The sequence below is a fragment of the Ruegeria sp. SATB027 genome (genome assembly GCF_059613825.1).
The window spans coordinates 1-12,971 of sequence record NZ_JBXWTH010000046.1; the positions used below are offsets into that span (position 1 = coordinate 1).

The window sequence follows — 12,971 nt, forward strand, 5'->3', positions numbered from 1 at the left end:
ATGTTGTCCCATTCGGTGCCCCTTTCATGGACAGGGGTAAAGTACCCCAGTGTCCGGAAACAGGGACGAAGTCCAAACTTCTTAAGCTTCGCGTTCTCAGCTTCCAGCGCCCGGAGCTTCTTCGCATCCGACGGTTCCATACCGCCGTACTTCGACTTGTACTTGTAGAAGGTGCCTTGGCTGATCCCATAGCGCCTGCACACGTCAGCCGTCTTCTCGCCAGCTTCCTGTTCCTTGATCATCTGAATGATCTGTTCGTCGGTGAATCTCGTCTTCATTTGTCCGTCCTTAAGTTGGGCGGACTCTACACAAAATTGGAGGAGTTTTAGGGGCTCAGGTCACTTGGGTATCCGCCAGCAGCAGGAGTTGTTCATGGCTGTCCTGATAGCGCAGCCGGTTTGCAAGCGAGCCTGCATAGTGCCCGATGTGAAGCGGTCCCGTGGTGCGGTCACCTGTCAGAATGGTTGGTCTGTTCATTTGTGTCTTCTCATGAAACGGGATAGGGCGCATCGGGAAGCTCGGAAAACAAAAGGCCGCCCATGCGGCGGCCTCGGAATACGTTTGGTCATCCGGCCACCCTGTCAGGAGGCCAGCCACCAAGTCATTGCGATGATCGTAGTGTTTACCATAGAACACTGGCTATCGTCTGCGAGATTACTCGTCAACCAAATGGTGGAAAGGGCTCGAGGCTGAACTCGGATGCGGTGCAGTACGTTCGCGATCGGGGTCGCTATGCGATGCAAGTACGGCCCTTTGCTGCCTTTGGCCGTCTGGTCTGGATGCTGCGCCGCTGCTCGCCAGACAGGCCATTCACCGCGCGTGCTAAATCTGGAGATGATTGAACTCACGTTCTGTGGACGAACCTGCATTTCTCTGCAAACTGTTCAACCATTGCTGAGGGCCCTAGAGCACGTACTCAGGGCCCAATCACAACTCCAAAGCTCAGAAGTCGTCACGGGGTAAGATCCATTGCCGCCACGACCTTGTCGTAAGGAAGTCCGGCGGTATCATTCAATCGACGAACTTGATCGGCACTTTTACCATCAAACAAGCACATGCAGCGCCCGTCTTCGGGAGCAAATGTTGAACGAACATAGCTGATTTTGTCGCCATCTGCTGTCATTTTCTGTGCTGTTGCTATCGCGGCTTTTTGAGCAGCACCCAAGTCATCCATGGTGATACCCTTGAGGTTTCTTTCGACCATAAAAACAGACATCTCGTTCCCTTTCCGAACAATCAAAACCAGTGCATCTATTACACTATGGAGCGTCGGCTCGGGGAACTATCGATGCCTTATGACTTAATAACTCCAGGTTTGGATAAAACGGTGTATCCTGCGTTGTGATTGTCTTTCGCCATCAGTGACGAGGTGCCCCAATATGGAGATGTCTCAGATTAGATATGTCTTATCTGCCGCAAAGCATCTGAATTTCACCAAAGCTGCCGCAGAATGCAATGTAAGCCAACCAGCGCTTACCAAGGGCGTCAAGTCATTAGAGACCGAACTTGGAGCACAGGTTTTTCATCGGGAAGGCCGGAAAATTTTGGTCAGCGACTTTGGAAAGTCAATGCTGCCGCATCTACAGCACATCGTTGACGAAGCAGAAGCTACACAAGCGCTGGCTCAGAATTTTCGTTTGCTTGAAAAGGTGCCGTTGCGCTTAGGTGTCCTTTCAACAATTGGGCACGTTCGCCTTGCACGGTTTCTGGCTCAATTCGAGAAAAACCACAGCGGCTTGGAGTTGTCAGTCAATGAAGCAAGCGCGTCGGATCTCAAGAAAAAACTTTCTGATGGTGATATCGATGTCGCTTTGATGACGCTGACTGAAGAACTGGAAGAAGAGTTTAGGGCTAGACCACTTTACGTCGAAAGATATGTGGTTGTTTTTCCGCCGGAGCACCGCCTTGGACAACTAAACTCAATTTCGCTCCAAGATTTATCTCGAGAAAACTATGTAGATCGTTTGGCTTGCGAGTTGCGCGAGATGGTAATGTCCGTTTGTCAGTCAAAAGGAGTGGAACTTTACGCTCGCTTCCGTTCTGAGCGCGAAGATTGGGTACAAGCAATGGTTGCTGCAGGCATTGGTTTTGCTTTCATGCCTGAGTATTCGGTTACTTTGCCGGGCTTGTTGCAGCGCCCGCTTGTGGAGCCAGAAGTTTCAAGAACTATCGCGGCCTTTACAGTCCCTGGCCGAAAATACTCGCCGGCTCTCGATGCGCTGATGAGGTCTTCGCAGACTTTTGCATGGCCGGGATAAGAAACTTTGGTATTGGGCCTGCCCTGAAACCCGATTTTCCTGCCGTTTGTAGTTAGAGTTTTTCGCTCGTATTTTCCTTTGGTCGTTCCAAGAGTTTGCGACACTTTCATCAAACGGCAAGTTAACGTGACAACCCCCGTCTGCCCTATGCCCACAACCAGATTCTAAGCTAAGTCGATCCAAGCCGCATTCCTTGAAGAGCTTTGCACGCACGCGGCCACAAATTTAACGCCATTGAGCCCGTCATAGACTGTTGGATAAACAACCGAAGCGTCAGGTGAAATACCATTTCGGAAAGCTTGGATCGCTTCAGCAGCCTCTCCATAGATATTCGCGAACCCCTCAAGATATCCCTCGGGATGTCCCGGAGGAACTCTACTCAACCGGTTGGCCGCATCAGCAGCACTAGCTCCATTTCGTGTGATTAGACGCTTTGGTTCGTTGTATGGCGTGAACCACAGGTAATTGGGATCTTCCTGAGCCCACTCCAACCCACCTTTTTCGCCATAGACGCGCAAACGAAGTGCGTTTTCGTTGCCGGGAGCCACCTGAGAAGACCACAGCATACCGCGCGCTCCGCCTTTGAAGCGAAGTAAGACGTGGGCGTTGTCATCGACTTTGCGCCCCAGCACAAAGGCCTGCAAGTCTGCCGCAAGGCTTTCCGCTTTTAGCCCGGTCACGAAGCAGGCAAGGTTGTATGCATGAGTTCCGATGTCACCGGTTGATCCACCCGCGCCCGAGCGTTCGGGATCGGTTCGCCATTCCGCCTGTTTGAAATCCTGCTGCTCGGTCAGCCAATCCTGTGGGTATTCAACCTGAACCACGCGGATCTTGCCAATGTCGCCGTTGGCAACCATTTCACGCGCCTGCCGAACCATTGGATAGCCTGTGTAATTGTGGGTCAAAATGAATAGGGCATTCGCACTTTCTGTTGCTTTGACCAGCTTTTTCGCATCGGCAAGGGTCGAGGTGAGTGGCTTGTCACAAATTACATGAATACCGCGTTTCAGGAACTCACGTGCGGCTGCATAATGAACGTGATTTGGCGTGACAATTGAGACTGCCTCGATCCCAGATTTCAGTCGGGCTTCCCTAATCGCCATTTGTTTGAAGTCTTCATAGACCCGTTCGAGCCCCAATGCCTGACCACTTTCAAGAGATTTCTCTGGCGTCGAAGACAAAGCACCGGCAACCAGCTCGAACTTGTCGTCCAATCGCGCGGCGATGCGATGAACACCCCCTATGAAGGCGTCGTTTCCGCCGCCAACCATGCCAAGGCGAATGCGTCCTGAGGTTTCTTCACTGCGTCCTGTGACCATCACTCAATCCCCAGCATTTTACGATTGGCGGCTTCGTCAGCGCCACCGTCGGCGAAATCATCAAAGGCTTTCTCGGTCACACGGATGATGTGATCTGACACAAATTGAGCACCTTCACGCGCTCCATCCTCGGGGTGTTTGAGGCAGCATTCCCATTCGACCACAGCCCAGCCATCAAAGTCATTCGCGGCCATTTTTGAGAAAACTGCACCGAAATCCACCTGACCATCGCCCAATGAGCGGAACCGCCCGGCCCGATCTACCCAGCTTTGATACCCGGAATAAACACCTTGCCGCCCAGTCGGGTTGAACTCGGCATCTTTGACATGGAACATCCGAATTCGATCTTTGTAGATGTCGATGTTGTCCAGATAGTCGAGGCATTGCAGCACGTAATGCGACGGGTCGTATAGCATGCAGGCCCGTGGGTGATTGCCTGTCCGCTCGAGAAACATCTCGTAGGTCACACCATCGTGGAGGTCCTCTCCGGGGTGGATTTCGTAGCAGACATCGACACCGCATTCATCGGCGTGATTCAGGATGGGCACCCAACGGCGCGCAAGCTCATCAAATGCCGTTTCAATCAAACCGGCAGGGCGCTGCGGCCAAGGATAGACATATGGCCATGCCAACGCGCCTGAGAATGTCGCATGTGCCGAAATGCCTAAATTTTTCGAAGCGGATAGCGCTTTGTTGACCTGGTCTACGGCCCATTCTTGACAGGCTTTAGGGTTTCCTCTGACGCTTTCCGCTGCAAAGCCATCAAACGCACTGTCATAGGCTGGGTGAACGGCAACAAGCTGACCCTGAAGATGCGTTGAAAGCTCGGTGACTTCGACGCCATTTTCTTGGGCCTTGCCTTTGAACTCATCGCAGTAACCGACGCTGGATGCGGCCTGTTCGAGGTCGAACAACCGGCCATCCCAACTGGGAACCTGAACGCCATTGTATCCACAGTCAGCCGCCCATTTAGTGATCGCGCCCCACGAATTGAACGGCGCTTCGTCCCCGGCAAATTGTGCAAGAAACAAAGCTGGACCTTTGATTGTCTTCATTGAATTTCCTCCCCAAAACCTGAGTCTCTATGGCGGTAAATTTTCCTTCAGATAGATGTCGATACGGATACGTTCCTGGGCTTTGTTGAATGGCACTTTGTCTGAAGTTGCACGCAGCAGACGGACGGCTGAACGAACAATGTGCCCAGTGTCTTGCGAGATAAGAGCGTCAAATGTACCGAGCGTAAGCGCCTCACGACTAAGCGGAGTAAGCTCATGAGCTATGATCACCAGATCTTTGCTGAGCTTGTTTTCTGAAAGAAATTGAATCAGTCCTGCATTGCCTGCTGCGGAGGAATAAATTCCAACCAGATCCGGGTAGGTTTCAAAGATCTCGGGCATCATCTTGTAAATCAGATCCGGGTCATCCCGGCCCTCGACAGACGCTACGACTTCGAGGTGTGGAAATTCCTCAGCTACAACTAGATCAAAGCCTTGACGGCGCTCTAGGTGGTCACGTGCCAAACGGGATCCTGTAAGTACCAAAACCTTGCCGTCACGATGCACAAATCGTCCCATCAGCTGAGCTGCGGTTCGCCCTGCCGAAACGTTATCAATTCCTACAAAGTGGTCTCGCTCAGAACTCGGCAAGTCAGACACCAACGCAACCACCGGAACGCCTTTGTCCCTGAGCCTTTTTACAGCATCACGAACAGAAGGCGTTTCGGGCCCAAAAACGGCAACGCCATCAACATCCGAACTGGCGACAGCATCCAAAATATTGACGATATCTTGCGGCTCAAACGGAGCTACCTTTTTTATCGCAATGCGAGTTCGCTCGATAAATTGGTCACGTGACTGTTCTGCGATCTGACTGCTGATTGCCTCCACAAACTCGTTGTCCGTGTCCGGCAGAACAAAGAGGAAGTTGTAAACTCGGTTTCGCGCAAGGTTGGCCGCAGCGGTGTCGCGCACATACCCCAGCTCGTCAATTGCCTTTTGTACTTTCTGTACGGTAACGGCCCGCACACCGGGGCGTCTGTTCAAGACCCGGTCAACAGTCGCCAGACTGACACCGGCGACGCGCGCGAGGTCGTTGACGGTTGGCTTTTTCACCAATTCTAGTTTTTGTTTTTGGTCTTCCACGTGTTCTTCAGCCCTCAATCTCCCGCGCCAAGCCTTCAAACAACAAAGCAACAGCCTCGGCACCGGGATCGTTATGTCCAACTAGGTTTTCTTCGGGAACATAGGCCGCGCGGCCCGCCTTCGCACGACGAATATTCGCGGTGTTGTTCGCGCCTTCGCGGGCAGCCTCGGCCGCATCGGTCAGTCCAGACGGGAGGGCGGCAAGTGCAGGTGCCAGAGCGTCAATCATTGTCCGGTCACCGACCTTGGCACCCCCAACCTGGCTCACGCGATTCAGGCCTTCGACCAGAGACTTCGATACCGAAGCCCCGCTTGCACAGGCATCTCCGGCTGCATTGAAGAAGATTGCGAGTATCACACCGGACGACCCGCCCATTGTCTGGCTTAACTCATTGCCCAACGCCGGAAACAGTTGCGTCAGATCAGCAAGAGGCATGCGGTCAAGGCTACCTTGCAATGCTCTTGCGGCGGTGGCCAGTGTGCTTCCTGTATCGCCATCTCCGGACTTCGCGTCCAGCTCGTTCAGAGACTTCTCTGCGTTGATGAGCAGCTCAGATAAGCGGGTGATCGTTTCCCTCGTGGTGGGATTGTTCGAAGGGATTGGATCGATTGGTGTCAGGCCATCAGGCAACGGGGCTACTTTGATCGGGTCGATGGAATTGACGCCGGGCCATGCGGCCAGATCAACAGGTGCTTCAAGAGCTGACAATTCGTCCTGATCCACAGGCAGAATGGATACCGAAAACCCGTGCATATCCAGCGACGTCATCATCGGTGCCGGGCCAATGATATGGTGGGCAATACCAGTTTCGGACAACGCATGCGTGAGGACAGCCATTTCCAGAGGAGTTGTAGAGCCCAGGTTGTTGACCAACGCTACACAATGCCCGGCACCCACCCTTTGCTTCAGCTTCTCCACCACCGTGGACATGGCCGATACAGCATTTGAAAATTCGACTTGTTGTACACCGGGCTCGCCGTGGATGCCCAAGCCGAGTTCCGCTTTGCCAGGGGCAATCCGGTCTTCTTTTGGAGAGCCCGGAACAGTGCAGGTGTCCAAGCTCATTCCGATGCTGACAACCTTTGCTATGGTACTTCTTGCTGCTTTGGTAACGGTGTCCAGATCGGCACCCCCTTCAGCAAGCGCTCCGGCAATTTTGTGCACCAATAACGTACCTGCCACGCCACGTGGTTGCGGAAGGTCGGGCAAGGCGATGTCATCATCAACTACGACCATCTCTACTTTGCGGCCCAATGCACGGGCGCGTTCAGCCGCCAGTCCAAAATTCAATCGATCACCGGTGTAATTTTTGACGATAAGCAGGCACCCGGCCTCACCCGTGACCGCAAGAATGCCCGCCAGAACTGCCTCGACCGAGGGTGAGGCGAAAACTTCGCCGCAGACCGCGGCTGTCAACATACCGGCGCCAACGAAACCTGTATGGGCGGGCTCGTGACCAGACCCTCCGCCAGAAACCAAGGCGACTTTCGACTTGTCCCAATCCGACCGGTAGACAACCTTGATATGCGGGTATCCGTCCAGCCGTGTAAGCTGCCCGCCTGAGGAAGCCAAAAGGCCATCTATCGCCTCGGTTACCAGGGTTTCTTTTGTGTTGAGGAACTGGGCCATGCTTTTGCTCCTTAATTCACGCGCGCGCCAGACGCGTCAAAATACAACGGGTTATGGGGGCGAATTTTTATAATTTTTCCAGAGGGGTAATCCTGATGAACATCAATCAGGGTGACAACCGGGTGGCCATTCAGGTCCAGGTGCAGCCGTGTTTGGTCGCCCAGATGTTCGGCACGTATGACACGCGCTTCACTGCCCTCGCCTTCAATGATGTTTTCCGGGCGAAGACCAATCTGTGGTCCTTTGTGATCGCCTCCGAACAACTCGGACGGCAGGATGTTGATTCGCGGCAGACCCAACCTGCTGGCAACGTAAACACTGCCCGGGTTTTCGTAGATATCCCGGGGTGTCCCGTATTGAACCAACCGGCCGTTCTCTAAAACGCCGATATGCGTAGCCATTGTCATGGCTTCGACCTGATCGTGGGTCACGTAAAGCAAGGTTGATCCCAGATCGGCCTGAATCCTTTTCAGTTCGACCCGCAAATCCGCCCGAAGCTTGGCGTCCAAAGAGCTGAGCGGTTCGTCCATCAGGAAAATCTGGGGATCGCGCACCAGTGCCCGTCCAATTGAAACGCGCTGCATTTCGCCGCCAGACAGTTCAGTGGCTTTGTTGTCCAGCTTGTGCGGGATCTGCAGGATCTCCGAGACTTCGTTGACCTTCCTGGCGATCTCATCCTCTGGCGTCTTCAGGATCGGTGACCTCAGAGGGAAGGACAGGTTCTCACGCACCGTCATATGGGGGTACAGCGAGTATTGCTGGAAGACCATCGCCACATCACGCTGGGCAGGTGTATCTATCCCAACGTCACGCCCGGCAATGCGCACCGTTCCGGAATCCAGTTTCTCAAGCCCGGATATCAATCTCAGCGTCGTTGTTTTTCCCGCGCCCGTCGGACCCAACAAAACCACAAAGGCACCGTTGAGGATCGTCATTGAGATATCATCCACCGCTTTGATTTCGCCGAATGACTTCGAAATGTTTTCCAGAACGACTTCAGCCATTGCTTAGTACCTCGTCGTTCAGAGCGGACCTCAACGCGCGTCCGGTAGAATTTTCGAAAAGGGTCACTGCGGATGAGCGGAACTTCAAGCCAACCGTCTCGCCGGGGTTAAGGGTTTCGCGCGCATCAATGCGGGCTTTCAGCTCTCCGTTCGGGCTTTGCAGCGTCACGATCTGGGTGGTTCCAAGATATTCTGCGGCCAGGACCTTGGCTCGGTAGGCGCTGGCATCCGACAGAAGAACATGCTCAGGGCGAACACCGAAAACCAAGTCACCTTCCGCCCCTTCCAACAGTGTGGGTACGGCTTCGTCGTGACCATTCAGTCGCACCGTTTCCGAGCCAGGCGCGACCTTTCCCTGAAACGGCAGGAAGTTCATCGAAGGAGACCCGATAAAATCTGCAACGAACATCGTAGCTGGTTTGTCGTAGATTTCCTGAGGTGTGCCGAATTGCTCGATCACAGCGTTGTTCATCACCACGATCTTGTCCCCCATTTGCATGGCTTCCAGCTGATCATGTGTGACGTAAACAGTGGTCGCCCCCATGCGATCATGAAGCGCGCGCAGTTCTTCGGCCATGTGCTCACGAAATTCGGCATCCAGGGCACCAAGAGGTTCGTCCATCATGAACGCCTTGGGTTCGCGAACAATCGCGCGTCCAAGCGCCACGCGCTGCCTATCGCCGCCTGACAACCCACCTACCGGGCTATCGAGGATGTCCTTGATCCCCAGAATTCCCGCGACTTCTTCTACTTTGGCTTTGACAGCAGCACGCGGCATGCCCTGCGATATCAGGGGGTAGCTGATATTTTTTCGCACGTTCATGTGCGGATACAGCGCAAACATCTGGAACACGAAGGCAATGTCTCGCTCCGATGGGGGGCGCTGGCTGATCTCCTCGCCGTCCAGGTAGATTTCACCCGACGTCGGAAGTTCCAAGCCTGCGATCATCCGCAGCGTCGTCGTCTTTCCGCAGCCGGATGGCCCTAGCAACATGAAGAACTCACCGTCCTCAATCGTGAACGAGCTTTCGCGGACAGCCGTGAAATCGCCGAACATCTTCTTTACGTTTTTAACTACGATCTGGGCCATTTCTACTCCGGGAAATGGCTGACGATGATGAACATGACGGTTCCGATCAGCGTGACGATGAAAGAATATGTGAAGGCCCAAAGGACAAAGGGCTGCATAAGCATGAAGACACCCAGAGCGATGAGGATGGTCGCGATCATCTCCCATGGGCCCCGGCGAAAACGCATCAATCCGGTAAGAAACTCGCTCATTTGCGCACGGCTCCGAATGTGATCCCACGCAGCAGGTGTTTGCGCATCAGGATGGTGAAAATCATGACAGGGATCAGGAAGATCGTGGCACCTGCCGCCACTGCAGGCCAGTCCAGGCCGCCAATACCGATAATGGTTGGGATGAACGGTGGTGCAGTCTGCGCGTTCGCGGATGTCAGCAGCACGGCAAACGCGTACTCATTCCAGGCGAAGATCAGGCAAAAGATAGCTGTTGAGGCTATGCCGGTCGCGGCTTGCGGCAGCACCACTTTGTAAAACGCCTGAAACCTCGTGTAGCCATCTATGAGCGCGGCTTCTTCGTACTCTCTTGGGATTTCGTCGATGAAGCCTTTTAGCAACCAGACCGCCAAGGAAATATTCACGCCCGTATACAGCAGGATCATCCCCAGATGCGTGTCGCTTAATCCAAGGTTTCTGAACATCAGGAAGATTGGGATGGCGACAGCGACCGGTGGCATCATCCTTGTACTCAGGATAAAGAACAAAAGGTCGTCCTTGAGCGGGACCTTGAACCTGCTGAACGCATAGGCGGCCAGCGTACCAAGGAAGATACTCAAGAACGTCGAGCCAAATCCGATGATAACCGAATTCATAAAGCGCTCGCCAAACTTTGATGGCCCGACAATCACCATGTCGTATTGGCGGACGATCTCATCGGCCCAGTTCTGCGGCGGGTTCGCTTCCAAAAACTCCTGCGTCTGCCGCGTGCGCGTGGTGAAGAGATTTACATACCCTTCAAGCGTTGGGTCAAAGACCACTTTGGGTGGGTAGCTGATCGCATCGGCTGGAGACTTGAAGCCTGTCAGTAAAATCCAAACCAGCGGGATCATCGTGATCAGCGCATAAGTGATGACCAGAAAACCGGCGATCCACTTGGAACGGTTCGAAGGTTCGGTTACGGAAAAACTGCTCATCTCTGTTTCACCTTGTTCAAGGCTTTGACGTAGATCGACGCAAGGCCGAACACGGTGACGAAAAGGATGATCGCATAGGCCGAGGCGTAGCCCGTACGCCACTTCTCAAACGCCTCCCGCTTGAGATTGATTGAGGTGAGTTCCGTTACAGAACCGGGCCCTCCGCCGGTTAGCTGAACCACCAGGTCGAACATCTTGAAGTTCTCGATCCCTCGAAACAGCACGGCAAGCATCAGGAACGGCAGGACCATCGGGATGGTGATCGTAAAGAACTGCCGCAGCTTGCTGGCCCTGTCGATCTCAGCCGCCTCGTAGATGTAATCGGGAATGCTGCGCAGCCCGGCCAGACAGATTAGCATCACGAAGGGGGTCCACATCCAGGTGTCGACAATCACGATCGCCCAAGGGGCCAAAGTAACGGATCCCAGCATTTCAAAGCTCGATGGGTCTTTGCCTGTGAACCATGACACGATGTAGTTAAACAGCCCGATTTGAGGTTGATACAGGAACTTCCAGAAGTTCCCGACGACTGCAGGAGACAGCATCATCGGCAGCACGATGATCGTGGTCCAAAGATCGTTGCCCTTGAATTTCTTGTTGATCAACCAGGCCAAAGTAAACCCGATCAAGACCTGGAAAAAGATCGTCCAGAACAGGAAGTGCGCCGTCGCCTGCATATTTAGCCAGGTGTCCGAGTCTGTCAGAATACGCTCGTAATTCCTGAGCCCGACATCTTTGACTTCGCGCCCGATCCGGTTGGCCTTGTAGTTGGTAAAGCTCAGTTGGATGGTCCAGATCAACGGAAAGATGTTGATCGCCAGCAATAGAAAAATCGTCGGGGAGATGAATATCCAGGCGATCGCGCGGTCGGATAACCCTCGGATTTTTCGCGCAACTCGCTCGGGCGTTGCCTGGGCAACGCGATCTACGGTCCGGTCAGACATCTCTTTGCCAGTTCTTGTTGGTTTAGGACTCACGGGTGAAGGTGGAGCGGGATTGCGCCCGCTCCTGCCTGTGTCCGGACTACAGCTTGCCTTCGTCTTCGAAGACTTCAGTCCAATCTTCGATCAAAAGATTAAGCGCTTCTTGAGCTGTACCTTGATCAGCAACGACGTAGTCGTGGATGCGTTTCTGCATGGCCAGCAGGAGTTCTGCATAGGCAGGCTCTTGCCAGAAATCCTGAACCCCAGCCATTGCTTCCAGGAAGTCACCGGCAAACGGTTGGCTGTCCACGAAACCAGGATCTTCCAGCACTGAGTTATGCGCCGAGTAGCCGCCTAGCTCCCACCACTTGGCCTGCACTTCAGGCTGTGCGAACCACTTGATGTACTCAAGTGCAGCGTCCTGTTTGTCAGAGTAGCTGACAACAGAGATACCTTGTCCGCCCAGTGTCGAACCTGCCTGATTTTGCGGTGGGTTCACAAAGAAGTCGATCTTGTCACCGCCGGTATTGGGGTCAGCATAGAGACCTGGGAAGAACGCAAACCAGTTCATGGCCATGGCGACCTGACCGGACTTGAAGGCGTCCAAGCTCTCACCCATGTAAGAGTTGGTATATCCCGGAGGCGTCGCCGTTTCGTAGAATTCCTTATAGAATTCCAGCGCCTCTACCGCTTCGGGTGAGTTTACGGCGCCTTCCATGTCATATGAGCCCGGGGTGTTTTCGTATTTAAAGCCCCAAGGATACAGTGCTCCGGTCACACCCATGGTGATCCCTTCCGAGCCGCGCTCGGTAAAGATAGCTGCGCCGTAGACTGTCTTGCCGTCGATCTCACGACCCTGAAAGAACTGGGCGATCTGTAATAGTTCTTTCTGAGATTCAGGCTCACGTAAATCCTGACCAGTTGCTTCTTTGTATGCGGCTTGGATTTCAGGATTTTCGAACCAGTCCTTGCGATAGAACCAGCCATTCGCATCGCCCATCGCAGGCAGGGCATAGTAATTGGGTGTGCCCTTGGGCCAAGTTGAATAGGCGTAGACAGTGGCCGGCGCGAAATCGTCCATGCTGATGCCTTCAGCATCGAAGAAGTCGTTCAGTTTGACATAGTGGCCATTTTCAGCGCCACCGCCGATCCATTGGCTGTCACCAATAAGCAGATCGCAGAGCTTACCACCGGAATTCAGCTCATTCAGCATCCGGTCCGCAAAATTTGGCCAGGGAACAAATTCGAAGTTCATCGTGTGGCCGGATTCTGCTTCGAATTCTTTTGATAGTTCGACAAGCGCGTTGGCCGGGTCCCATGCAGCCCAACATAGCGTCAGATCTTCAGCATTTGCCTTGGTAGAAAGAGTAGTAGCGGCAAAGACTATTGCGCTGGCCGAGGCCAGTTTTGTGTAAGTCATCCATTCCTCCCTTTTTGCGCCGTCAATCGAGGATGTGCGAATCGCGGCATACTTCCAAGG

At 53.7% G+C, this 12,971-nt stretch carries 14 protein-coding genes; 1 reads left to right on the plus strand and 13 read right to left on the minus strand.

Features of this window, described 5'->3' with window-relative positions; translation table 11 throughout:
* The 3 genes from AC2FPW_RS13455 to AC2FPW_RS13465 form a co-directional block, all read right to left on the minus strand.
* Positions 1-278, minus strand: a 278-nt coding sequence (locus AC2FPW_RS13455) for a transposase (RefSeq protein ID WP_496814112.1), incomplete at its 3' end; no start/stop codon positions are given.
* Positions 279-333: 55 nt separating this feature from the next.
* Complete coding sequence (locus AC2FPW_RS13460) at positions 334-477, minus strand: hypothetical protein (protein ID WP_496814113.1); 144 nt, start codon at positions 475-477, stop codon at positions 334-336.
* A gap of 475 nt (positions 478-952) precedes the next feature.
* Complete coding sequence (locus AC2FPW_RS13465; protein ID WP_496814114.1) at positions 953-1,216, minus strand: DUF4242 domain-containing protein; 264 nt, start codon at positions 1,214-1,216, stop codon at positions 953-955.
* A gap of 163 nt (positions 1,217-1,379) precedes the next feature.
* Here AC2FPW_RS13465 and AC2FPW_RS13470 point away from each other — a divergent pair, with 163 nt between their 5' ends.
* Positions 1,380-2,258 (plus strand): LysR family transcriptional regulator, encoded by an 879-nt coding sequence (locus tag AC2FPW_RS13470; RefSeq protein ID WP_480583304.1) that lies wholly within the window; start codon positions 1,380-1,382, stop codon positions 2,256-2,258.
* A 164-nt stretch (positions 2,259-2,422) separates the two neighbouring features.
* On the opposite strand, the gene AC2FPW_RS13475 is transcribed toward AC2FPW_RS13470, so the two are convergent.
* The 10 genes from AC2FPW_RS13475 to AC2FPW_RS13520 form a co-directional block, all read right to left on the minus strand.
* Complete coding sequence (locus tag AC2FPW_RS13475) at positions 2,423-3,577, minus strand: Gfo/Idh/MocA family protein (RefSeq protein ID WP_209504393.1); 1,155 nt, start codon at positions 3,575-3,577, stop codon at positions 2,423-2,425.
* Positions 3,577-4,632, minus strand: a complete 1,056-nt coding sequence (locus tag AC2FPW_RS13480; protein ID WP_496814116.1) for a sugar phosphate isomerase/epimerase family protein — start codon at positions 4,630-4,632, stop codon at positions 3,577-3,579. Before AC2FPW_RS13480 ends, AC2FPW_RS13475 begins: the two co-directional genes overlap by 1 nt.
* Positions 4,633-4,659: 27 nt before the next feature.
* Positions 4,660-5,718 (minus strand): LacI family DNA-binding transcriptional regulator, encoded by a 1,059-nt coding sequence (locus AC2FPW_RS13485; protein WP_209504395.1) that lies wholly within the window; start codon positions 5,716-5,718, stop codon positions 4,660-4,662.
* 7 nt (positions 5,719-5,725) lie between these two features.
* A complete protein-coding gene (locus AC2FPW_RS13490) occupies positions 5,726-7,348 on the minus strand; it encodes a dihydroxyacetone kinase subunit DhaK (protein WP_496814118.1) in 1,623 nt (540 codons plus the stop codon).
* A gap of 11 nt (positions 7,349-7,359) precedes the next feature.
* Positions 7,360-8,352 (minus strand): ABC transporter ATP-binding protein, encoded by a 993-nt coding sequence (locus tag AC2FPW_RS13495; RefSeq protein ID WP_496814120.1) that lies wholly within the window; start codon positions 8,350-8,352, stop codon positions 7,360-7,362.
* Positions 8,345-9,442 (minus strand): ABC transporter ATP-binding protein, encoded by a 1,098-nt coding sequence (locus AC2FPW_RS13500; RefSeq protein ID WP_496814121.1) that lies wholly within the window; start codon positions 9,440-9,442, stop codon positions 8,345-8,347. The genes AC2FPW_RS13495 and AC2FPW_RS13500 overlap by 8 nt, the downstream gene beginning before the upstream one ends.
* A 2-nt stretch (positions 9,443-9,444) precedes the next feature.
* Positions 9,445-9,633: a hypothetical protein gene (locus tag AC2FPW_RS13505; RefSeq protein ID WP_209504399.1), complete on the minus strand. Its 189-nt coding sequence runs from the start codon at positions 9,631-9,633 to the stop codon at positions 9,445-9,447.
* Positions 9,630-10,568 carry a carbohydrate ABC transporter permease gene (locus tag AC2FPW_RS13510; RefSeq protein ID WP_010442361.1) on the minus strand — a complete coding sequence of 313 codons (939 nt, stop codon included), beginning with the start codon at positions 10,566-10,568 and terminating at the stop codon, positions 9,630-9,632. Before AC2FPW_RS13510 ends, AC2FPW_RS13505 begins: the two co-directional genes overlap by 4 nt.
* Positions 10,565-11,512, minus strand: a complete 948-nt coding sequence (locus tag AC2FPW_RS13515) for a carbohydrate ABC transporter permease (protein WP_170332156.1) — start codon at positions 11,510-11,512, stop codon at positions 10,565-10,567. Before AC2FPW_RS13515 ends, AC2FPW_RS13510 begins: the two co-directional genes overlap by 4 nt.
* 79 nt (positions 11,513-11,591) lie before the next feature.
* Positions 11,592-12,911 carry an ABC transporter substrate-binding protein gene (locus AC2FPW_RS13520; protein ID WP_496814122.1) on the minus strand — a complete coding sequence of 440 codons (1,320 nt, stop codon included), beginning with the start codon at positions 12,909-12,911 and terminating at the stop codon, positions 11,592-11,594.
* Positions 12,912-12,971 lie beyond the last annotated feature (60 nt).